Annotated in this window: 20 protein-coding genes; 15 read left to right on the top strand and 5 right to left on the bottom strand. The window is 45.1% G+C overall.

The genetic code is table 11. The annotated features are described in order from the left end of the window. Positions 1–132 precede the first annotated feature (132 nt). The 3 genes from H8K33_RS09320 (at position 133) to H8K33_RS09330 (ending at position 2567) form a co-directional block, all read left to right on the top strand. The gene (locus H8K33_RS09320) at positions 133–651 is read left to right on the top strand and encodes a hypothetical protein (RefSeq protein ID WP_186890745.1); all 519 of its coding nucleotides are present in this window, start codon (positions 133–135) and stop codon (positions 649–651) included. 155 nt (positions 652–806) lie between these two features. Beyond that, entirely contained in the window at positions 807–1769 is a 963-nt protein-coding gene (locus tag H8K33_RS09325) for a homoserine kinase (protein WP_186890746.1), read from the top strand. 54 nt (positions 1770–1823) lie between these two features. Next, positions 1824–2567, top strand: coding sequence for a BPSS1780 family membrane protein (locus H8K33_RS09330; RefSeq protein ID WP_186890747.1), 744 nt, complete (start codon positions 1824–1826; stop codon positions 2565–2567). A gap of 108 nt (positions 2568–2675) precedes the next feature. On the opposite strand, the gene H8K33_RS09335 is transcribed toward H8K33_RS09330, so the two are convergent. Continuing rightward, complete coding sequence (locus H8K33_RS09335; protein WP_186890748.1) at positions 2676–3134, bottom strand: OsmC family protein; 459 nt, start codon at positions 3132–3134, stop codon at positions 2676–2678. Between the two features lie 559 nt (positions 3135–3693). On the opposite strand from H8K33_RS09335, the gene rplM reads away from it, so the two are divergent. The 9 genes from rplM (at position 3694) to glcF (ending at position 11815) form a co-directional block, all read left to right on the top strand. Further along, positions 3694–4122: a 50S ribosomal protein L13 gene (gene rplM, locus H8K33_RS09340; RefSeq protein ID WP_186890749.1), complete on the top strand. Its 429-nt coding sequence runs from the start codon at positions 3694–3696 to the stop codon at positions 4120–4122. Between the two features lie 9 nt (positions 4123–4131). After that, the gene (gene rpsI, locus H8K33_RS09345; protein ID WP_186890750.1) at positions 4132–4524 is read left to right on the top strand and encodes a 30S ribosomal protein S9; all 393 of its coding nucleotides are present in this window, start codon (positions 4132–4134) and stop codon (positions 4522–4524) included. Between the two features lie 378 nt (positions 4525–4902). Then, positions 4903–5940: an N-acetyl-gamma-glutamyl-phosphate reductase gene (gene argC, locus H8K33_RS09350; protein WP_186890751.1), complete on the top strand. Its 1038-nt coding sequence runs from the start codon at positions 4903–4905 to the stop codon at positions 5938–5940. 20 nt (positions 5941–5960) lie between these two features. Continuing rightward, positions 5961–6686: a DUF6776 family protein gene (locus H8K33_RS09355; protein WP_186890752.1), complete on the top strand. Its 726-nt coding sequence runs from the start codon at positions 5961–5963 to the stop codon at positions 6684–6686. Between the two features lie 83 nt (positions 6687–6769). Beyond that, positions 6770–7156: a bactofilin family protein gene (locus tag H8K33_RS09360; RefSeq protein WP_186890753.1), complete on the top strand. Its 387-nt coding sequence runs from the start codon at positions 6770–6772 to the stop codon at positions 7154–7156. A gap of 78 nt (positions 7157–7234) precedes the next feature. Beyond that, entirely contained in the window at positions 7235–7585 is a 351-nt protein-coding gene (gene erpA / locus H8K33_RS09365; RefSeq protein WP_186890754.1) for an iron-sulfur cluster insertion protein ErpA, read from the top strand. A 138-nt stretch (positions 7586–7723) separates the two neighbouring features. After that, the gene (locus H8K33_RS09370) at positions 7724–9190 is read left to right on the top strand and encodes an FAD-linked oxidase C-terminal domain-containing protein (protein WP_186890755.1); all 1467 of its coding nucleotides are present in this window, start codon (positions 7724–7726) and stop codon (positions 9188–9190) included. Positions 9191–9214: 24 nt separating this feature from the next. Then, positions 9215–10285 (top strand): glycolate oxidase subunit GlcE, encoded by a 1071-nt coding sequence (gene glcE / locus H8K33_RS09375; protein WP_343043801.1) that lies wholly within the window; start codon positions 9215–9217, stop codon positions 10283–10285. 48 nt (positions 10286–10333) lie between these two features. Then, positions 10334–11815, top strand: a complete 1482-nt coding sequence (glcF, locus tag H8K33_RS09380) for a glycolate oxidase subunit GlcF (RefSeq protein WP_186890757.1) — start codon at positions 10334–10336, stop codon at positions 11813–11815. Between the two features lie 89 nt (positions 11816–11904). On the opposite strand, the gene H8K33_RS09385 is transcribed toward glcF, so the two are convergent. The 4 genes from H8K33_RS09385 to glk all read right to left on the bottom strand — a co-directional run bounded on the left by H8K33_RS09385 (position 11905) and on the right by glk (position 17404). Further along, positions 11905–12516, bottom strand: coding sequence for an OmpW/AlkL family protein (locus H8K33_RS09385; protein ID WP_186890758.1), 612 nt, complete (start codon positions 12514–12516; stop codon positions 11905–11907). Positions 12517–12995: 479 nt separating this feature from the next. Then, entirely contained in the window at positions 12996–14342 is a 1347-nt protein-coding gene (locus tag H8K33_RS09390; protein ID WP_186890759.1) for an alpha-amylase family glycosyl hydrolase, read from the bottom strand. Between the two features lie 48 nt (positions 14343–14390). Continuing rightward, positions 14391–16193, bottom strand: coding sequence for a glycoside hydrolase family 13 protein (locus H8K33_RS09395; protein WP_186890760.1), 1803 nt, complete (start codon positions 16191–16193; stop codon positions 14391–14393). Positions 16194–16393: 200 nt separating this feature from the next. Continuing rightward, positions 16394–17404, bottom strand: a complete 1011-nt coding sequence (glk, locus tag H8K33_RS09400; RefSeq protein WP_186890761.1) for a glucokinase — start codon at positions 17402–17404, stop codon at positions 16394–16396. 627 nt (positions 17405–18031) lie between these two features. Between glk and H8K33_RS09405 the strand changes: the two genes are divergently transcribed. The 3 genes from H8K33_RS09405 to H8K33_RS09415 all read left to right on the top strand — a co-directional run bounded on the left by H8K33_RS09405 (position 18032) and on the right by H8K33_RS09415 (position 21532). Next, complete coding sequence (locus H8K33_RS09405; RefSeq protein WP_186890762.1) at positions 18032–19978, top strand: glucokinase; 1947 nt, start codon at positions 18032–18034, stop codon at positions 19976–19978. A gap of 335 nt (positions 19979–20313) precedes the next feature. Then, on the top strand, positions 20314–20577 hold the full coding sequence (locus tag H8K33_RS09410; protein ID WP_186890763.1) for a hypothetical protein: 264 nt from the start codon (positions 20314–20316) through the stop codon (positions 20575–20577). Positions 20578–21259: 682 nt separating this feature from the next. After that, a complete protein-coding gene (locus H8K33_RS09415) occupies positions 21260–21532 on the top strand; it encodes a hypothetical protein (RefSeq protein ID WP_186890764.1) in 273 nt (90 codons plus the stop codon). Positions 21533–22041 lie beyond the last annotated feature (509 nt).

The raw sequence follows: 22041 nt of genomic DNA on the forward strand, positions 1-22041 counted from the left end.
GTCGTCGTTTGCTCTATTAAAAAAGCGATTCAGCGCTAGGGCAAGTCGACATACTTTCCTGCTAAGGACGCTCGGGCTTTGTTACAATGCTGGGCAATTATTCGTATTTCTATTGAATCTAAAGTGAAAATCATGAAAAGCTCATTGACCTTATTGACTAGTTTAGCCACGACGATAGTGACTACCTGTTTTGCAATTTCGGCATCCACTGCGGCTATCGCTCAAGAAAAGACGGCACCACCGCCACCAAAACTGGAAAAACTAGAAGAAGGTCCAGATTCTGATATTAAATTAATTAAGCCAGAGAGCAATAAGTTAAAAACCGTTGAACGTAAAGACAACGGTAAAGTAACAGAAGTCCAGGTTCGTACTGGCAAAAGCACCTATACGGTGAAACCAAATAATGCGCCGAAAGGTACCCCAGAAGGTGATGCTAATCGCGCAGCGCAATGGAAAGTGATGGAGTTTGGCGGTAAGAAAGAGACGAAGGAAGTCGAATCTTTGCCAGTGTTATCACCAGGCCCTTATTCCACTTCAAAGACTGGTTCTACCAAATCAGTCGCGCCTCCTGCAGCGAAAGCTGCATCGACCCCTGCTTCTGCAACTGCAGCAAGCGCAGCGTCGGCCTCGATGCCGGCAGAGAAAAAATAAGGGTAACTCCTATCATTCAAATTTCGAAGCGATGCCTAGTTGTGGAATTTTTTATCCCTGTCTTATCAAGCATAGGCGGCGAGCTAAAATCTTTTCTAGCGCCTAGCTTAGAATTTTGAATTGTGAGAGTTACCTATCATTCATAGTGGATAGATATGGCTGTATTTACATCGGTAACATTGGAAGACCTTGCCCCCTGGATGAAGCAGTTCCCGCTCGGTCAGGCACTGAATATTCGAGGTATTGCTTCAGGCATTGAAAATAGTAATTTTTTTATCGATACAGAGCAGGGGGAATATGTTCTGACGATATTCGAAAATTTGAATTTCGAGCAATTGCCGTTTTACTTAAAACTGATGCGTCATTTAGCTGATCGTGGGGTTTTAGTTCCTGCACCGATTGCTAATGCAGATGGTGAATTATGTGTTGCCTTGCACGGCAAACCTGCTGCCATCGTTAGTAAATTGAATGGTAGTTCGCAAATGGAACCGCAGCCTGTACATTGTGCAGAAGTCGGCACGATGCTGGCACGTATGCATTTGGCGGGACGTGATTTCGCGATTCAACAGCCTAATTTACGCTCCTTAGATTGGTGGCAAATCACTGTACCTAAAGTATTGGAATTTTTATCGGACAGCAATCGCCAGTTGATGCAAGAAGAGATCGCGTTCCAATCAGCATTTGCATTGACATCAACTTATCAGGCTTTGGCGCAAGGTCCGGTGCATGCTGATTTGTTTCGCAATAATGTGATGTTTGATGGCGAGCGCTTGACGGGTTTTTTTGATTTTTATTTTGCTGGTTGCGATACTTGGTTGTTTGATGTCGCTGTGACGATCAATGATTGGTGTATTGATTTAACAACTGGCGAATTGGATCTGGCGCGCGTGAATGCGATGTTAAGCGCGTATCACGCAGTGCGTCCATTTACCGCGGAAGAGGCTGTATCTTGGCAGCCGATGTTGCGTGCGGCAGCTTTCCGTTTTTGGCTATCTCGGGTCTATGATTTTTACAAACCTCGTGATGCCGAAATGTTGACGCCGCATGACCCTACCCATTTTGAACGCATCTTACGCTTACGTATTTCACAACCAGTTCCAGCTTTGCCGCAGAATTGAAGTTCGACATTTGAAATCCGAATGTCGATTAAATAGAAAAAACAGACTAAACAAATGAATACACCGATCCCCAAAGCGGGCTTGCAATGGATACAGCAAGGTTTTCAGACATTCAAAAAACATCCATTTGAACTGCTGTTTATGTTTTTTGGCTTGATCTTTTTTAATTTGGGTCTGAGCCTGATTCCTTATCTGGGCAGTTTCTTGCCCTTTGTGTTCGGACCCGTGTTGGGCATGGGCATCATGCACGCATGCAGAGATGTGGATCAAGGTAAGCCGATTGCAACTGGCTCGCTGCTCATTGTGTTTCGTTCACCAGCGTTAAAGCCGTTATTACTGTTAGGTTGTTTGTACACCATGGCTTTGGTCGGCTCACTTGCTTGTTCGATACCTGTTGATGATGGTGCCTTGTGGAATTACTTAACGGATCCATCGAAAGCCGATCAAAAAGCCTTGGTGAAATCGGATATCGGCTGGGGCATGTTGACTTTCTTTGCGGTTTATACACCTGCGGCGATGGGATTTTGGTATGGCGCACCACTGGTTATGTGGCATGGTATGGGTGTTGCAAAAGCGATTTTTTATAGCTTCTTCGCAGTCTGGCGCGCACGTAAAGCATTTATGGTTTATTTGCTGGCTTGGTGTGGCATTTTGAGTTTCGTCGCCTTGTTGGTGAGCTTAAGTGGCGGTGTACTCGGCGTACTGTTGTTGCCCGTGATGCTAACGATCTCTTTGGTGATGTATTGCACTTTTTATTTTAGCTATACAGCGATGTTTAGTCGTGATGAAGTCGTTTAGACTGTTGGATCACAATTGATAAAAAATGCCGGAAATGATCCGGCATTTTTATTCGCTAAACTACCTTCATGAACTCACGAAAATGCTCGTTGATGTTTAGGCTTCATTTTACAATTCCGTCTTCTCGTGTTCAGAGGCAAGTGTCAGGTCTTCAATAATTTCATAGCTGTGTGACATTTCTGCCGTTTTACCGAGCATGATCGATGCGGAACAGTATTTTTCATGCGAAAGTGCAATCGCACGCTCTACCAAGTTGGGTTTGAGATTGCGACCTGTGACGATGAAATGGAAATGAATCTTCGTGAAAACTTTAGGCTCGGTTTCGGCGCGATCTGCGCTGAGCTTCACTTCACAGCCGCGTACGTCCTGTTTTCCCTTGCGTAAAATTAATACCACGTCATAGGCAGAACAACCTCCTGTGCCGAGTAAGACCATTTCCATTGGGCGAGGCGCCAGATTATGGCCGCCACCTTCAACTGCGCCATCCATTAATACCGCATGACCAGATCCAGTCTTTGCCAAAAAACTCATGCCGGAAGTTCCGGCCCAGGCTACATTGACTTCCATTTTCTTCCTCCGTGTGGGCATTTATACAAACTTCTCTATTGTAACTGAGTCGTGACAGATCTTGTTTTGATGTCAAATCACAGTGCTTTAGATGAATTTCTGCTGCTTAATGCTCTAGAAAAGCACGAAATCTGCTACTTCGGGTGGCGAATTTCGATACTTTCTAGATGGTATTAAGTTTCTCTCGCATAACTGAGTTGATTCGCCTACTATGCAAATCAGATTTCGTGTGAGTTTGTCATTAATCTCTTCACGCATCTCCTCTGTCACACCAAGTGACTTATTCCCGAAGCCAAGTCTTCGGGTTTTTTTTGCATTTTTTATCATCGCATAGCTAGGTTTGATGCCTGTTGACGACAAGCCGTCTAGAAGATTATCTGCAAAACTGCCTAAAACTTAAACAGTGCGTAAAGAGTACTTGCGCTAAGTCTTTGAAAATACTATAATTTCCGACTCTCTGTTCGCCCAGGAGAGAATTTAACAAGGGAGCGTCTGCTTAGTAGCAATGGCAGAACCACCGAAATCAGGGTGTTTTTTATCTTTTTATTTAGGATTCAACATGAAAACCTTTTCCGCTAAGGGCCATGAGGTTCAGCGCGACTGGTTCGTGATTGACGCGACAGACAAAGTTCTCGGACGTGTTGCCAGCGAAGTGGCACTCCGTTTACGCGGCAAGCATAAACCAGAATTTACTCCACACGTCGACACGGGCGATTTCATCGTCGTAGTTAATGCAGCTAAACTGCGCGTGACTGGTACTAAAGCTCTGAACAAGATTTACTATCGTCATACTGGATACCCAGGTGGTATCTACGAAACGAACTTCCAAAAAATGCAAGCTCGCTTCCCAGGCCGTGCGTTAGAGAAGGCTGTTAAAGGCATGTTGCCTAAAGGCCCACTCGGTTACGCAATGATCAAGAAGTTGAAAGTGTACGCAGATGCAACGCATCCGCATGCAGCTCAGCAACCACAAGTACTCGACATCTAAGGAATAGCCATGATCGGTAATTACAACTACGGAACTGGCCGTCGCAAGAGCGCAGTTGCTCGCGTATTCCTGAAAACAGGTAGCGGCAAGATTGTTGTCAACGGCAAACCAGCTGACGAATATTTCTCTCGTAAAACTGGCTTGATGGTTATCCGTCAACCACTCGAGTTGACTAATCACCTCGAAACATTCGACATCATGATCAATGTACACGGTGGTGGTGAATCTGGCCAATACGGCGCGGTTCGTCACGGTATCACACGTGCTTTGATCGACTACGATGCAACTTTGAAATCTGAATTGTCCAAAGCTGGCTTCGTTACTCGTGATGCTCGTGAAGTTGAACGTAAAAAAGTTGGTTTGCGCAAAGCACGTCGCGCAAAACAATTCTCCAAGCGTTAATTTGCTTATTGCAGATTCTTTGCTGGAACAAAAAACCGCCAAATTTTGGCGGTTTTTTTTCGCCTTAATTTTGGTAATTTAGGATTTTTTTCGATGCAGAGGCGCAGAGGGCGCAGAGTTTTTTGCTTTGATTTCGATGAAGCATTTTCGCTTGCCCAGTTGGAGTCACTAGATTCCCGCCTACGCGGGAATGACAAGCCATGAATTAATGACTTGCACCAGAAAACCTCTGCGTCCTCTGCGCTTCTGCGGCAAAAAGCTTTAAATGCCTTTTGATAAGGCAAACAGAAACAATCGTCTATTGGGAATTCAGGTTTCGGCTGCTAGAATGCACGCATAATTTCTTAACGGCATCAGCTTCAGTTTAGGACAGTAAAAATGATCAAGATCGGTATCGTAGGTGGAACAGGTTATACAGGTGTGGAGTTGCTCAGAATTTTAGCGACCCATCCACAAGCGCAATTGACTGCCATTACTTCGCGTAAGGAAGATGGCGTACCAGTGGCGCAAATGTATCCTTCCTTGCGTGGCCGTGTTGATCTGGCGTTTTCTTCGCCCGATAAAGCAAACTTAAATGAGTGTGATGTGGTGTTCTTTGCGACCCCGCATGGCGTGGCGATGGCGCAGGCACCAGAACTTTTGGCGAATGGCGTGAAGGTGATCGATCTGGCCGCGGATTTCCGTATGCAAGACGTGGCGCAGTTTGAAAAATGGTATGGCATGGAACATAGCTGCAAAGATTTATTGCCCGAAGCTGTGTATGGTTTGCCTGAACTCAATCGTGACAAAATTAAGAGCGCACGTTTGATCGGTAATCCTGGTTGCTATCCAACGACCATGCAACTGGGCTTCGCGCCTTTATTGAAAGCTGGCGTGATTGATGCAGGTAATCTGATCGCTGATTGCAAATCAGGTGTTTCAGGTGCAGGTCGTAAAGCAGAAATCGGGATTTTATTCTCTGAATCTAGTGACAGTTTTAAAGCCTATGGTGTGGCCGGACACCGCCATACACCTGAAACCATCGAGCAATTGCAGCGTCTGACTCAAGATAAAGTCGAACTTTTGTTTACCCCGCATCTGGTGCCTATGATACGCGGCATGCATTCCACTTTATACGCACAATTAACCAAAGAGATCAGCAATGAGGCTTTGCAAGCCTTGTTTGAAGATGCCTACAAAGACGAAACTTTTGTTGACGTCATGCCATTTGGATCTCACCCAGAGACGCGCTCAACCCGTGCTTCGAATATGCTGCGTATCGCTTTGCACCGTCCAGGCAATGGCAAACATGTTGTGATTTTGGTGGTGCAGGATAATTTGGTCAAAGGCGCTTCTGGTCAGGCAGTGCAGTGCATGAATATCATGTTCGGTTTGGATGAAAGCACTGGCTTGCAGCATGTGCCAGTCAATCCTTAAGCTGATATCTGAGCCTGACTATGCCAATTTCTAAATTTTTTCGTCGTCGCATGACAGCGTCAAAGATGACGATCAATCAGCATTTGCCTTGGCCGATTAAGTTTGCCTTGTTTGCAGTGGTAATTGGATTAGGTGGTGCAATCGCGATGTGGACTTACGACATGGGGCGTAGTTTTGCCTTTGGCCCTAAGTTCTCGCCAGAGCAGATGACTGCTTTGCAAGATAAAGTTAGCAGCTTGACTGTGGAGCGTGACAAATTGCAAGCAGTGGCGGCCACCATAGAAAGTCAGCAAAATATTGAGAAGTCGATACAAAAGCAATTGACCGATCAAATCAATGCCTTGACAGCCGAAAATAATAAAATCAAAGACGATCTCGCATTTTTTGAGAGTTTAATGCCTTCTGCTAATCGTCCACAGGGCATTACTTTGCAAAAAGCAAAGATGGAATTGGCAGCTCCCAACCAGTTACGTTATCGTGCCTTGGTGATGCAAGGTGGTAAGACGGTTCGTGAATTTAGTGGTGAAATGCATATCAGCTTGACACTAATTCAAGATGGTAAACCTGTTATGATGGAATTTCCTGATCCTAAATCAGGTGAGGCGGCAAAGTTAAAACTCTCGTTTAAGCATTACCAAAGATTAGAGGGACAAATTGCTTTGCCAGAAGGTGTTACCGTAAAATCAGCACAGATGACAGTTCTCGAAAAAGGTGAGTTACGCGCTAAGCAATCGCTTAGTTTGTAAGTTCGTCGTGTATTGCCTAGCTTAATAAGCGGCGATCTTTTTATTAAACACTGTCAATATTCTAAAAAGATAGAGGAGTTTGCATGTTTAATCGTAAAAATAAAAGCACCATTGATAGCCTAATCGGCTCAAGTACCAGTATCGAGGGCGACATTCACTTTAAAGGTGGATTACGCATTGATGGGCACGTAAAAGGCAATGTGATTGCTGAATCAGGTACGGCAAGTATTTTGGTGATTTCAGAGCAAGCCGTCATTGATGGCGAGGTTCGCGCCGGACATGTGGTTGTGAACGGTGTGATTAATGGACCAGTGATTTCTACTGAATTGATTGAATTGCAAAGCAAGGCAAAAATTTCGGGCGATGTGCATTACAAAGCACTGGAAATGATGAACGGCGCCTTAGTTTCAGGAAAGCTTGCGCATGATCAAAATGCCGAGCCGGTCTTGAAGTTAGCGGCATCTAACTAGCTTGCGAAATAAGGTCTATAATAGCTATCTGATTTGAACTAATTTGTGCTAATTTGAGCCAACAAGCAGGAGAAAATGATGAATGCTGTTACTGATATGCCAACCCCAATTATTTTCACCGATAGTGCGGCTGCTAAAGTCGCACAATTGATTGAAGAAGAAGGTAATCCAGATTTGAAATTACGTGTGTTCGTGCAAGGTGGCGGGTGCTCAGGTTTCCAATACGGATTTACATTTGATGAAGTGACCAATGAAGACGACACCATTATGGATAAAAATGGTGTGCAATTGCTGGTTGATGCGATGAGCTACCAGTATTTAGTCGGTGCTGAAATCGATTATAAAGATGATTTAGAAGGTGCTCAGTTCGTGATTAAAAATCCGAATGCGCAATCGACTTGTGGTTGCGGATCTTCGTTTTCTGCATAAGCTAATTGTCGGCTGCATACAAAAAAAGACGCTGCGGCGTCTTTTTTTTATCTAATAATTATTTCCTACTCACAAATTCTTCGCTACAGGCTACACTCATCGTGATCGCTGATATCAGTGAAACCATGAGGTGTTTGGATGAATAGTGCAAAGACACGAGCCGCTATCGTAGCAGCCTTGCGCAAAATAATGCCCGCGCATAGTATTTTGTCCGATGCGGAAGATACGCGTCCGTATGAATGTGATGCATTAAGCACCTACAAGCAATTGCCACTGATCGTTGTATTGCCTGACAACGAGACGCAAATCGTCGCGATACTCAAAATTTGTCGTGATTTTCAATTACCAGTCGTACCGCGCGGTGCGGGTACTGGCTTGTCTGGCGGCGCAACACCAATCGAAAACGGTATCGTTTTATCGACCGCTAAGCTCAATAAAATCTTGGAACTCAATGCCTATGCGCGAACGGCCAAAGTACAACCAGGTGTGCGCAATCTCGCCATCTCAGACGCCGTTGCCGATGCTGGTTTGTATTACGCACCCGATCCCTCGTCACAGTTAGCTTGCACCATAGGCGGCAATGTTGCAGAAAATGCTGGTGGTGTACATTGTTTGAAATATGGTTTAACTAACCACAATGTGCTGCGCGTAAAAATCATCACGATGGATGGTGACATTCTTGAGTTGGGGAGCGAGGCACTTGACTCACCTGGCTTGGACTTGCTTGCTGTGTTCATTGGTTCGGAAGGAATGCTCGGTATCGTTACCGAAGTCACTGTGAAATTGATTCCGAAAGCGCAGACTGCACAAGTGATTGTGGCTTCATTTAGTGAAGTGGAACAAGCTGGACACGCAGTTGCACAAATCATCGCGGAAGGCATTATTCCAGCGGGACTCGAAATGATGGATCAAACTTCAATCAGGATGGTCGAACCTTTTGTGCATGCTGGTTACGATATCAGTGCTGCTGCAATTCTCTTGTGCGAGTCAGATGGAAATGCGGAAGAGGTAGCAGAAGAGGTGATACGCATGAGTGCAATCTTGAATGCTGCTGGAGCAAGTCATTTGACTGTGTCATTTAGCGAAGCTGAACGTTTGAAACTGTGGTCTGGTCGCAAAAATGCGTTCCCTGCGGCAGGCAGAATATCACCTGATTATTACTGTGTAGATGGCACAATTCCACGCAAACATCTGGCGCAAGTCTTGAATGCGATTCGTCAAATGGAACAGCGTTATGAGATGGTGTGTGCCAATGTGTTTCATGCTGGCGATGGTAATTTACATCCATTGATTTTGTTTGATGCGAACCATGTTGGCGCATTTGAAAAAGCGGAAGCATTTGGTGCCGAGGTTTTAGCGCTGTGCGTCAAACTTGGTGGAACCATTACTGGCGAGCATGGCGTAGGAATAGAGAAATTGAATTCGATGTGTGTGCAATTTAATGCCGAAGAATTGCTTAGTTTTTTTTGTGTGAAACGTGCATTCGACCCGATCAATCTGCTCAATCCAAGTAAAGCAATTCCAACCTTAAACCGATGCGCTGAATTTGGGCGTATGCATGTAAGTCAGGGGAAAATAGGTTTTCCTGATTTATCTCGCTTTTAATCTGAAAGATGATTGAGTTTGATGATGAGTGACACACATCAGGAATTGTTGCAGCAGTTTCGTCAACAGATTCTGGCTGCAAGCGCAACAGGCTCTGCAATTTGTATACAAGGCGGCGCGAGCAAATCTTGGTACGGCGAGTCTGTGGCTGGCGACATACTAGATACACGAACTTATAGCGGCGTCATTCAATATGAACCGACCGAGTTGTATATCACAGCGCGCGCGGGAACTCCTTTGCAAGAAATAGAAAACTTGTTAGCGCAACATGGTCAGATGTTGGCGTTTGAGCCGCCGCATTTCGGTGAGACCGCTACTTTGGGCGGCATGGTTGCAGCAGGTTTATCTGGACCCAGGCGCGCAACGCATGGTGCGCTGCGTGATTATGTGCTGGGTGTATCGATGATGAATGGCAAGGGCGAGTTCTTACGTTTTGGTGGGCAAGTGATGAAGAATGTCGCTGGCTATGATGTTTCACGATTGATGGCGGGTTCCATGGGAAGCTTGGGTTTATTACTGGATATCACGCTTAAAGTGATGCCTCGCCCGGCATGTGAAACCAGTCTGGCATTTGCGATGTCCGAACAAGATGCATTACATGTCTTGAATATTTGGGCGGGACAGGCTTTGCCGATATCAGCAAGTTGCTATCACGCAGGTCGATTGCTGATTCGTTTATCAGGTTCGGAATCCGCCTTACGTTTGGCAAAGCAAAAGCTAGGCGGGCAAGAACTTGAACAGATACATTCGTATTGGGCGAAATTATGTGATCATGAACATCATTTTTTTATACCGGAAGATGGTTTGGCTTTATTGCGCCTTTCCTTACCTTCGACGGCACCTGCACTAAAAATTCGATCCAAGTCTTTAATCGAGTGGGGCGGCTCGCAACGGTGGTTATGGACGCATGAGTCAATGCATTCATTGCGCGAGCAGGTGCAGGCAATGGGTGGGCACTTAACGCAATTTCGCTACGCAGATCCTGCACAGCCCATCTTTACGCCCTTGAGCGTGCCACTACTGAAGATTCATCAGCATTTGAAGAAAACATTTGATTCCGCGTCTATTTTTAATCGCGGCCGCTTGTTTTCTTAGTGTGTTTTTAGTGCTTAATTGAATTATTTAAAATGATGGTCTAAACGTATGCAAACCAAAATCAGCGACACTTTTAGTCACACAACTGAGGGGCAAGAGGCTGAACAGATTCTGCGCCAGTGCGTGCATTGCGGCATGTGTAATGCGACTTGTCCGACCTATCAATTATTGGGCGATGAACTAGATGGTCCGCGTGGACGGATTTATCTCATTAAACAAGTGTTGGAGGGGCAGCAAGCAACACAAAAAACACAAACCCATTTAGATCGATGCCTGACCTGCCGCAGTTGCGAAACGACTTGTCCTTCTGGTGTTGACTATGCGCGCTTGTTGGAAATAGGAAGAGATATCGTAGAAAAACAAGTTGGGCGATCCTGGTCGCAAAGATTACTCCGTACAGCCTTGAAAAATGGTTTGAGTAATCCACGCTTATTTCAACATGCTTTACGCTGGGGGCGCCGATTGAAGCCCATACTGCCGCAGCAACTACAGGAAAAAATTCCGGCGATGGCCGCGCCCAGCGAGATTCCGTTCAGCCAGCACAGTCGCAAGGTGATTTTATTGGAAGGCTGCGTGCAAGCTAGTTTGGCGCCGAATATCAACGCCGCAACCAAGCGGGTGTTGGATCGTTTGCAAATACAGGCAGTTGTGGCAAGCCAAGCAACTTGTTGCGGTGCTGTGCGTTTGCATTTGAGTGATGAGGCTGGCGCAAAGGCAGCAGCGCGTCAAAATATTGATGCGTGGTGGCCATTGATCAATCAGACTTCAGAGGCCAGTCAATCCGATGTGTCGATTGTAATGACCGCGTCTGGATGTGGCGTGACAGTCAAAGATTATGCAATCTTGCTCGCGCATGATCCTGAATATGCAGAAAAGGCAAAGCAGATTAGCGCGCTGACTGTGGATCTGAGTGAATATTTGGTAAATTTGACGACAGAATTGATCGCTTTGATTGGCGGAGAAATCTCTCAGCGACTGGTTTGGCATTCACCATGTAGTTTGCAGCACGGACAGCAAGTAAAAGGCAAGGTCGAAGCGATCTTGGGTAGTCTTGGTGTCGATGTGCGTGGCTGTGAGAATAGTCATCTGTGTTGTGGTTCTGCAGGCACCTATTCGATTTTACAGCCGACTTTGGCAAAGCAATTACGTGACAATAAAATTGCCGCATTGGAGCGAACTCATCCCGATGCCATTATCAGTGCCAATATGGCGTGCCAGCAGCATTTGCAATCTGGAACAAAAACACCTGTCATGCATTGGATAGAAGTACTCGATATGGCGATGGCGAAATTGCCTGCGCTGGCTGACGAACAGGATAAGAAAAACTTAGCGGCAGAAGTTGACGTGACCGTATCGCCAAGCGCAGATTCAGGCACAAGTATAGAAACTGCTGCGCTGGTAACCACAGCTACCAGTTCTACCAACGTGAAGACATCGGAATTGCATCACAAGACGAATCCTGTGAAGAAAAATCCGAGCAAGAAGAAATCCAACAATGCAGGCAAATCGAAGAAAGCAAAAGCGCCCTAAGCTTTAATATCGGTCTGATAAATACAAAAGTCGCCGGGCTGTCAGCGCGGCGACTTTGTGGACTTAAGTACGACTAGCTTAAACCCAAATTAGAAACGGTAGCCTACGCCAACACCGATCAACAATGGATCAACTTTAACAGCACTTGCTTTTGCGCCAGCAATTTTGACATCGCTACGAATCTGTACTTTTTTCACATCCAAATTCAAAGACCAATTTTTGTCGATCGCGAAATCAACACCAGCTTGGAAAGACAAGCCAAAGCTGCTGCTTTCTAAACTACCTTTGCCGCCTAACAAATTCACTTTAGAGATATTGGTGTAGTTCACACCAACGCCGAGGTAAGGGTTGATGCTAGCGTTTGGCGCGAAGTGGTATTGTGCAGACAATGTTGGTGGCAAATGTTTGAATGTACCGATATTGTTACCGTCCAAGTACACATCGTGTTTTTGCGGATAAGTCAAAATCAATTCAGCAGAAACATTTGGTGTGAAGAAATAAGAAATATCGATTTCTGGAATAGTTTTCTTGCCCACAGTAATACGGTCTTCCGCGCCAACACCACCAACTTGATCAGATTTATTTGCGGTGTCGATATTCACAACACGTGCACGAACCAACCATGGGCTATCTTGTGCAATTGCTTCTGCGCTGATGAAACCAACTGATGCTAAAGAGAGTGCGAGAACGAGCTTTTTCATTTTCATTTTCCTTGGTTATTAAACTAAATTATCACTATAAATTATCAATGTAAATTATGAATACGGATGTTGATTTTGTGGATTCTGATGACTCTTTTGCTTGAGCGTTTTTTTCCTGAACCTGATGGAAACAGTGTAGTTGCGCACCGCAACATGCGTCTTGAGCTAGATCAAATTTGCTGATCGGCAGACAAAAAATATGAAAAAGGTGGCTCTCTACTTTACTGAGGGGGTAAGGTTGGTGCTTGTTTCTGATGCTGGTGTGCGGTGCATTAACTCTAAATGCTGCTAACCAGCAAATACCAATCGATCAGACAATAAAAAACGCCAGCGTTTAATGTTAAACGCTGGCGTTCTTTTTATAGTTTAATTTTCTTGGTGCTACTTCGTCTCTTCCTACTACCTCTACTACAAACTGGTATTACGACTCTGCGCTATGACATTGGCATGAATTTGATACGCATAATACTGCATTTTGACTATTGCGCAAACACTTTATATTCCCAAGGCTTGAGATTAAATTTGACGTTAGCGCCTTGTGGGGCTTTTGCGCCACTATTGATATCACGTAATTTACCTTTAGCCAGTGCGGATTGAATATCGGCTGTTTGTGCTTTATTCGACAAGTTAAAGATCGCAACTATCTTGTTGCCCTCTTTTTCGCGTGTAAATGCAAACACATGCTCATCGGCGCCAGTGTGAATACGCTGCATTTCGCCACCCGCTAAACCATTCCATAAAGCCTTATTCGTTTTTTTCAATTGAAACAGTTTGGTATAGAGCTGTTTGAATGGATGAGCCTTCCATTCGATAGGATCGCGCTCAAAGAAATTCAATGCCTTGTTATTACCGGCTTCTTGTCCGCTATAGATCAGAGGCATGCCTTTCATGATGTTGGATAGCACCAGAAAGGTTTCTACCGCATCACCGAGTCGAACAAACTCCGTGCCTTCCCAGCTGTTCAAATCATGATTGGTGATGTGCAACATGCGATACGCATCAGGATGATAATGTTTTTCTTCGCCATTTAAATACGCGTCTAAATCTTTGACCGATTTTTTGCCTTGAGCGATTTCATTAAACAAGTCTTTGTATTGCCAGCCATACGTCATATCAAAGGCTTTTTCGTGCAATTCGAACTCATGCGCTTCTGCTAGCATGAAAACTTTTTTGGTCTTGTCTAATTCTTTGCGAGTATCGTTCCAGAAATCTGTCGGCACCATCGCAGCAACGTCGCAGCGGAAACCATCGATGTTGTATTCTGTGAGCCAGAAGCGCATCGCTTCCAACATTTCTTTGCGCAATTGTTGATTACTATAATCAAGTGCAATCACGTCTGCCCAATCTGGTACGGGTGGAACAAATTTGCCGTCTTTATCTTTTTTGTAGAACTCAGGATGCTTTTCAGACCAAGGATGATCCCAGGCCGTGTGATTTGGCACCCAATCGATAATCACATACATGCCTTGTGCATGAATGGATTTCACCAGTTTTTTGAAGTCGGCAGGTGTGCCAAATTCTGGATTGACACCTTGGTAATCACGCACAGCATAGTAGCTACCTAAAGGGCCTTTGCGATTTTTCTCACCGATAGGATTGATCGGCATTAGCCAGATGACTTTCACGCCCATTTTTTTGAGTTCAGGCAGATATTCTTCAAACTTCTGGAAGCTGCCTTCTTTTGAGTGCTGACGAATATTCGCTTCATAAATAGTGGCATTTTTTGTCCATGCTGGATGCACGACTTCGCTTCGAGTTTGCGCTGTAACTGGTAATGCACTCAATGCGCCTATGCTGAGTAAGAGTGAGAAAAGTAAATTTTTCATGATGTGACCTCGTTGGGGGGGATTTGCCTTATTGGCTTGTTACTTGGCTTAGTGCAGTTCTAAAATCATCGCGGTCTTGGCGTCGACCTTGAGCATTTTTTCTAAAACAAGATTTTGATTGCTGATAATTTCGCGTGCTTGATGGGGTTTTTGTAGCACTTCGTTAAACCGCGTTAAATCGAGCTGGAGTGATTTTTCGTTACGATTGATGATGATCATGATCTTCTGTTTGTCGTGTATGCGGAAATACACATAGCAATTATTCTCAGGAATAAAGTGCAACAATTTTCCTTGGTGGATTGCAGTCGTAGATTTACGCCAATTGAATAAGCGCGTGACGAAATTTTGCATTTCTTGTTGTGCGACACTCAGATTTTTTCCGGTAAAGGCATTGACGTGATCACCTTCCCAACCACCCGGGAAATCACCACGAACCTTGCCATCATCGCGTTGTTTTGGACTGGTCATCAAGATCTCGGCGCCGTAAAACATTTGCGGAATTCCGCGCAGCGTTGCTAACATCGCGAAGGCGAGCCTGTTTAAGGCGATATCTTCATTCAGCGCAGAAAAAATACGTGGCGTGTCGTGATTGCCTTCAAAGATTGTTAGATTATCTGGATCGGCGTAAATGAAATCATTCGCAATCGCTTCATACATCGTCATCATGTCAGCATCTTTACCATAGCCACCAACCAGACTTGCGTGCAAAGCTTGATAGACAGAAAAATCCATCAAGCTTGGAACGAATGAGCGATAGCCATCGTGATTCTGTTTACCGCGCTGCCAATAGGCGACGATATTCGGATTCATGCTCCATTCTTCGCCAACGATATTCAGATTGGGATATTCCTCCATCACAGCTTGAGACCAGCGCGCCAGAAAATCTTTGTCAGAGTAAGAATACGTATCGGTGCGCAGACCGGATAAATCAGCAAATTCTATCCACCATAGACTGTTCTGAATTAAATACTTGGCTAAGAATGGATTGCGTTGATTGAGATCCGGCATGGTTTTCACGAACCATCCATCAGCAAATTTTTGTTTGTCGATTTGTGCAGCGTGCGTGTCTTGTAAAGTGCTGCGGATATGATTCGTCTCAGTATATTGCAGGGGGAAATTCAGCCAATCCTTACTCGGTAAATCTTGCATCCACCAATGTTGAGAGCCTATATGATTGAGTACCACATCTTGAATGACCCCGATATTTTTGCTCTTCGCTTCTTTGACGAACTGTTGATAATCCACATTGCTGCCAAAGCGCGGATCGATGCGATAGAAATCGCTCGCGGCATAACCATGATAGGAGTTGATTGCTTGTGCATTTTCCATCAAGGGTGTTGGCCAGAGCATGGTGAAGCCAAGTTTGGCGATGTAATCGAGATGTTGGCGCATGCCTTGAATATCACCGCCATGGCGTCCACCTGGTACATCGCGGGCAAGACGATCGGTGTAATTCTTTTGATTATCATTGCCCTTATCGCCATTGGCGAAGCGGTCTGGCATTAACAAGTAAATCGCATCGCGTGGCGAGAAACCTGCACGTTGTGCAGAATTTGTGCGTCTTGTTTGTAAATGGAAATCAATGCTACCCATCGCTTTTTGAGCGTGCAGAAAATTGATCACCAATACGCCGGGTTTCGTGCTGCTAGTAATGTTTAGATCGATGAACAGATAATTAGGATTGTCACTACGATGCACTTGCTTGATGCTGACGCTCGGATGCTGAATTTGAGGACTGAGTTCCGCAATATTTTTCCCGTGCACCATCAGTTGTACTTCTGGATTTTTCATCCCTATCCACCAAGAAGCAGGTTCGATGCGTTGAATCTGATCATTTGTTTGTTGCGCCATCGCATTGCCAATTGGGCTGGCTGAGATGATGAGCAGTGACGCAAGCAGGATTAATAGTAATTTGGAGCAAGCTACGAAAAGCCTTGATGTGAATGAAGGTGACGAAAGAAAAAATGCAGCGCTGCTAAACGCCTTACTGAGTGGGGGCAGTTTGGCGACTTGGGAGATCATCAGAGGAAATGCGCAGCGCTGCATAGGGCTTAATCTTCACTTTGTTCAATAGCAAAGGCCGCACCACTAAGTGCTGCCAAGGTATCGGTAATGAGCGCCGTTGGAATTTGTTGTAAGTAAGATTGGAAGCGACCTTTCGCTTCAAACTTTGCGCGGAATCGCGATTGAAAAAAGTAGTCGCCAAGACGCGGTACGATGCCGCCACCGATATACACACCACTACGTGCACCAACCGTGAGCGCAATATTGCCGCAGAAGCTACCAAGCAATGCACAGAAACAGTCCAGCGTTTTGGCGCAAATGGCATCTTGACCTTGCAAGCCACGTTCGACGATTTGTTCTGTGCTTAACTCTTGTGGTTCGACTTGCATGCTACGCGCGACAGAACGATATAAAACGGGCATACCGATCCCCGACAACAATCGTTCGGCAGAGATATGATTAAATTCCGCGCGCGCGTGGGTGAGCACGCTGGCCTCAAAATCATCTGTCGCTGCCAAGGTTGCATGGCCGCCTTCTCCCGGTATCGCGATCCAGCCATGTCGAGTTTCTATGACCGATCCCACGCCTAAGCCTGTACCCGGGCCAACTACCGCCAGTGTTCCTGAATGTTGTGGTAGCGCGCCGTGCGCACGTATCTGTTCAGCCTTCAAACGGGGAAGAGATAAGGCCAAAGCTTCAAAATCATTGAGGGCAATAAATCGATCTAATTGCAAAGCAGCTTTCACCTCAGCACGTGAAAATTGCCAATGGCTGTTGGTGAATTGAATTTGCTCTTGCCCGACAGCAGTCGCGACTGCAAAAGCAGCGCATCTTGGAGCTTGATATTGATCGCCTAATTCTTGTTGTAATTGCTGCAGATATTTTTCACTAGCGGCAATTGGCGTGGCGAAGTCAGCCACCGCCAAAGTTCTTACTTGTGTAATGTCCGCACCAGCGGCAGCGACCCAACCAAAGCGAGCATTGCTGCCGCCGATATCGGCGATCAGCCAAGGGTAGGGCGCTGTTATTGTTGCCGGCAAATTAGAGGCTGTTGTCATTGCGGGTTAATCCTGTAGCGTAAATCGCATTCTGTTTCGGTCGACATTGCCGTGATGGGGCAGTGTGCCTTTTATTGCTTGCGAGTCCGGGTAAATCGGTATTTACGGAAATATTTTGAATGAATGTAGCAAAACTACATAAATGCTGCAATGATTTTGTTCGATGATTTGAGAATTTCTTTGAAAGTGTGGTTTTCAGCGAAAGAATTCTTTTTGAAAGAACAAGTTGTAGTCTGAGAATCAGCCTGCATACGATAATGCATCGATGTTTAGTTGAGATGCCCCTTATATAAGTGGTTGATTTTTTGGTGCTTTAGACTAAAAATGAGTTAAGGAAGTCGCTAGTGAAAATTGATTAATATCAATTTGACTAGGATAATTACTCGTCTGACTACGTGCTTGATCTGTAGTCTAGTTACAAGAAATTTGTTATTTGGAATCTGAACTACTTAAAAAGGCATCAAGTGGACTGATATATCCAAATCCAGTCTAGTCAGACTACAATGTGTTTTCTTGTTTTTTCACTCGCATGTCTGTTCGTTTTATCGCAGAATTTGCAGCGAGTAAGTTGCTTTTTCATTCTCGTCGCCTGATTTAGGCAGTAAAGCCTTATTTTTTTGGATACCTATGCAAGCCAATCAAGTTGCCCGTACTTCATCTGCGCAAAGTGCCCAGCATCCGACGCCACATTTACTGGCGGATATTGGCGGAACCTATGCACGATTTACGCTCGAAATGGGAAAAGGTGATTTTCAATATACGCATTCTTTGTTGTGTGCGGATTACGCAGACTTTTATTCTGCCGTAAAAGCGTATTTGCAAAGTTTGCCTGATCTGCATATCGAACATGCTGCGGTGGCGATTGCTAATCCGGTCGATGGTGATCAAGTCAGTATGACTAACTATCACTGGCAATTTTCGATTGAGGAAATGCGGCAAAAGTTAGGTTTTGATACCTTATTGATCGTGAACGATTTCACTGCCTTGGCAATGGCCTTGCCTAGACTTGGGGCAAATGATGTGCAGCAAATTGGTGGCGGCGAGGCGCGCAAACAAAGCGTGATTGGTTTACTTGGCCCAGGTAGCGGCTTAGGAACCTCGGGTTTAATTCCTGCTGGTGATGGCTGGATCTCGCTTGGCTCTGAAGGTGGTCACACCAGTTTCGCGCCGCGAGATGAACGTGAAATCGTGATCTTGCGATATGTTTGGAAACACTTTGCACACGTCTCTTTTGAGCGCTTGGTATCTGGCCCGGGCTTAGAGTTGATTTATCAAGCCTTGTCTGAACATGCGCAAGTTAAACCTAAAGAATTGACTGCGCCAGAGATTACCCAACATGCACTTGATCAACATGATGCGCAATGTATTGAGGCGCTTGACGTGTTCTGTGCTCTGTTGGGAACCGCTGCGGCAAATCTCGCTGTGACTTTGGGTGCGATGGGAGGTATCTATATTGGTGGCGGTATTGTGCCGCGTTTGGGTGAGTATTTTGCAGCATCAAGTTTTCGACCACGATTTGAGGAAAAAGGGCGATTTAGCCGTTATGTTGCGGCGATCCCTACATTTGTGATCACGGCTGAACATGCCACTTTTATGGGGGCGGCGGCAATTTTGGATGCGCAGCTACGTACTTTAAAGACAGAGCCAGGCTCAGCAATCTTAGGGCAAATCAGGCGTATTCGTGCTGACCTGTCACCCGCTGAATTACGCGTCGCTGATCATGTCTTGGCACACGCCAGAGCCGTGGTGAATGATCCTATCGCCGAGATTGCCCGTGCCGCAGATGTCAGCCAACCGACGGTGATTCGATTCTGTCGCTCACTTGGTTGTGAAGGTTTGTCCGATTTTAAATTGCGCTTGGCATCGGGCTTGACTGGCACGGTGCCTGTCACACATATCCAGGTCACCGATGATGATTCTGCTTTAGAGCTTGGCGCAAAGGTGTTGGGAAATACCGCATCGTCTATCTTGCAGGTACGCAGTCAATTAAATCGCGACATGATAGAGCGTGCAATTCAATTGATTAGCAGAGCGAACAAGTTAGAGTTTTACGCCATTGGTCACTATGGCGTGGTAGCCCAAGATGCACAATTTAAATTTTTACGACTAGGCATTCCAAGTATTGCGCACACCGATTCGCGTTTACAACTGTTGTCTGCGAGCGTTTTAAGTGATAAAGACGTGGTTGTTATTAGCAGTAGTAGCGGCCGCCTACCTGAGTTGTTAGAAGTCGCTGAAAAAGTGCGTGAACGTGGTGCGAAAATCATTGCGATTGCCGCTAGTCATTCGCCTTTAATTCGTAAAGCCGACGTTGCCTTGATTGTTGACCATGTCGAAGACGTCACAACGCATTTGCCTATGGTTAGCCGGATCTTACATTTGTTGGTGATTGATATGTTGGCTGTTGGCGTAGCAATGGGGCGCAATCCCGGCACCGCAGGATTAATGTCGGGTGAAGCGGATGAGCGTCTTGATGAAGCCACACCCGTTTCCAAAAAGCCGGCTGCGCGCAATCAGGCACCGGGCGTTAGCTTGGCTTCGCCCTTGGCAAAACTGACCTCACATAGTCGATAGCCTGTCTCGCAATGACGCTAAGCCAAGCGTCATTGCATGAGAGATCTGTTGCAGATTTTCTCCAGAGCGTCTCTGCACTTGCGTTATGGCACTTCAATAGATGGCTTAATTGACATTTTCATCTCTATTCTCACTGAACTGGTGCTGCGGTACCGCTCTTTCATTTGTCGTTTAAGTGCCGATTTTGTAGCTTAATCCCGCCCTTTTTGCATTTCGTCGCATGTCGATAGCACTTGACTGAAAGCTTGATTACAGTACACCCATCGAATCACGGTTCGATACAAAAACCAAGCAAAACTTTGACATCATTTAACGACATCTTTAGGAGAAATATCATGAAAACATTGACCGCAACCGCCATCGTTTCTGCAGCTTCTGCTTGCGTAACTTCTTTAATTTTTGTGGGTATCGTCAACGTCGCAACTACGACCCAAGTTGAAGCATCACCAGCACCGATACAAACTGTTACAGTACGTCACGCTCGTATGACAGAAGCAGAAAAACTCGCTTATGATCAAGAAACATCCATGATGCAAACAGTCGTGATCAGCGCAAAGCGTTTAACGCCAGAGCAAAAAGCGGCAATGTCTGCAGAGTAAGAAAAACAGTTCGTTGTACTTGAGTAGTTTATTACGTGGTTTGTGAAACTGTTTGTAGAGCCTTTCGTAGACTAGCTTGCAGATCAGTTCATTATCGATGTTTGCCGCAAGATTGAGCGCAAGCAGATAATTCAAAAGAGTTCGAGTGCCGACTCTTATTTGTTACAGTGAATCCGCCCGTTGCTATTCTCAGCACGGCGATGAAGAGAGTTAAGTGTTATTGCTTCTCTTCAGGCACTCATGTCTTATTTCTTTGTTTATTCCCTGATTTACTTCCAGATCTACTCTCATCATTTCGTTGAAACTGAATATCAGTTGTCCGCATATTTTTTGTCGTTCATGAATCTTACTAGAGCAAAAATATCGTTCAATGTTTGCGCTGAATATTGGTATTTGAAACTGCATTTGAAACTAAATCTATTAAGAGATTTTTTGCGTCAGAGATGATGTAGGTAGCACTGCATTTTTATTAGATCAGATCGTTGATCACAAACATTAATTCCTCATTTTTAGTACTTGAATCCCGCAATTATGCATTTCGTCGCATAGCCCTGGTACTTGATTTTTGGCTTGGATATAGTACACACATCGAAATGCAAAACGAAGTGCAAATCGATAATGTAGGAAGCGAAAAATACTTAGATTTCGCATCATTTTTTAAAACTTATTTTGGAGAACTATCATGAAAACATTAACTGCAACTGCCATCGTTTCCGCTGCTTCTGCTTGCTTAACATCTTTGATTTTTGTCGGTATCGTGAACGTGGCGACAAGCGCTGATGTTGAAGCTTCTGTTGCACCGATTCAATCGGTGACTGTGAGTGCGAAACGTATGAGTGACGAAGATAAATTGGCTTATGATTTAGAAATGGCACAAATGACCGTGACGCAGGTAGTTGAGATTCGCGCGAAACGTTTGACTGCTGCTGAAAAAGCCAAGATGACAGCAGAATAAAATTGAACGCTATCAAGATCACGAGGCTATTATTTTTATTTTAGTGTGAGCGTGAGTTTGAGTCTGAATTAGGTTTTAGTTTAATTTGTATGTTGTTCTAAGCGATTTAGCTTGTGTCGTTTATTAAGATTGTTGAGGCGTTTTTCATGCATCCAATCTCGTAGTTCTTTGTACCAATAAGCGCATTGCGCTGCCACCAAAACTTGTGTGTCACAGTTTGGTGGTAATCATGGCGCTTCGGTTATCTCTTGCAATTCGTGGGTAGGACTTATTTGTTAGCAGCTCAATTGCTAGCAGTTCACCCATTACCGTGATTGCGTCACACTGTCTTCTCCCATTTCACCACATCATTCCGCCACATAATTTCACCACTCCGCAAACCGCTAGTTTAAGTGCCGTTGATGAATATTGGTTTAATTGAATTTGTGTGCTTTCGCATCAGGCTTGATGCTTATGGTTGCGGAGTGGAGTAAACTAAGCGTAGCAAAAAAATCTCGGTCATCTATTCA

The sequence above is a fragment of the Affinundibacterium amnicola genome, assembly GCF_014284275.1.
GTDB lineage: Bacteria > Pseudomonadota > Gammaproteobacteria > Burkholderiales > Burkholderiaceae_D > Undibacterium > Undibacterium amnicola.

Bases quoted from the DNA above. Each gene is read 5' to 3' on its own strand.
- H8K33_RS09320 (WP_186890745.1), top strand. From the start codon at position 133: ATGAAAAGCTCATTGACCTTATTGACTAGTTTAGCCACGACGATAGTG.
- H8K33_RS09325 (WP_186890746.1), top strand. From the start codon at position 807: ATGGCTGTATTTACATCGGTAACATTGGAAGACCTTGCCCCCTGGATG.
- H8K33_RS09330 (WP_186890747.1), top strand. From the start codon at position 1,824: ATGAATACACCGATCCCCAAAGCGGGCTTGCAATGGATACAGCAAGGT.
- H8K33_RS09335 (WP_186890748.1), bottom strand. From the start codon at position 3,134: ATGGAAGTCAATGTAGCCTGGGCCGGAACTTCCGGCATGAGTTTTTTG.
- rplM (WP_186890749.1), top strand. From the start codon at position 3,694: ATGAAAACCTTTTCCGCTAAGGGCCATGAGGTTCAGCGCGACTGGTTC.
- rpsI (WP_186890750.1), top strand. From the start codon at position 4,132: ATGATCGGTAATTACAACTACGGAACTGGCCGTCGCAAGAGCGCAGTT.
- argC (WP_186890751.1), top strand. From the start codon at position 4,903: ATGATCAAGATCGGTATCGTAGGTGGAACAGGTTATACAGGTGTGGAG.
- H8K33_RS09355 (WP_186890752.1), top strand. From the start codon at position 5,961: ATGCCAATTTCTAAATTTTTTCGTCGTCGCATGACAGCGTCAAAGATG.
- H8K33_RS09360 (WP_186890753.1), top strand. From the start codon at position 6,770: ATGTTTAATCGTAAAAATAAAAGCACCATTGATAGCCTAATCGGCTCA.
- erpA (WP_186890754.1), top strand. From the start codon at position 7,235: ATGAATGCTGTTACTGATATGCCAACCCCAATTATTTTCACCGATAGT.
- H8K33_RS09370 (WP_186890755.1), top strand. From the start codon at position 7,724: ATGAATAGTGCAAAGACACGAGCCGCTATCGTAGCAGCCTTGCGCAAA.
- glcE (WP_343043801.1), top strand. From the start codon at position 9,215: ATGAGTGACACACATCAGGAATTGTTGCAGCAGTTTCGTCAACAGATT.
- glcF (WP_186890757.1), top strand. From the start codon at position 10,334: ATGCAAACCAAAATCAGCGACACTTTTAGTCACACAACTGAGGGGCAA.
- H8K33_RS09385 (WP_186890758.1), bottom strand. From the start codon at position 12,516: ATGAAAAAGCTCGTTCTCGCACTCTCTTTAGCATCAGTTGGTTTCATC.
- H8K33_RS09390 (WP_186890759.1), bottom strand. From the start codon at position 14,342: ATGAAAAATTTACTTTTCTCACTCTTACTCAGCATAGGCGCATTGAGT.
- H8K33_RS09395 (WP_186890760.1), bottom strand. From the start codon at position 16,193: ATGGCGCAACAAACAAATGATCAGATTCAACGCATCGAACCTGCTTCT.
- glk (WP_186890761.1), bottom strand. From the start codon at position 17,404: ATGACAACAGCCTCTAATTTGCCGGCAACAATAACAGCGCCCTACCCT.
- H8K33_RS09405 (WP_186890762.1), top strand. From the start codon at position 18,032: ATGCAAGCCAATCAAGTTGCCCGTACTTCATCTGCGCAAAGTGCCCAG.
- H8K33_RS09410 (WP_186890763.1), top strand. From the start codon at position 20,314: ATGAAAACATTGACCGCAACCGCCATCGTTTCTGCAGCTTCTGCTTGC.
- H8K33_RS09415 (WP_186890764.1), top strand. From the start codon at position 21,260: ATGAAAACATTAACTGCAACTGCCATCGTTTCCGCTGCTTCTGCTTGC.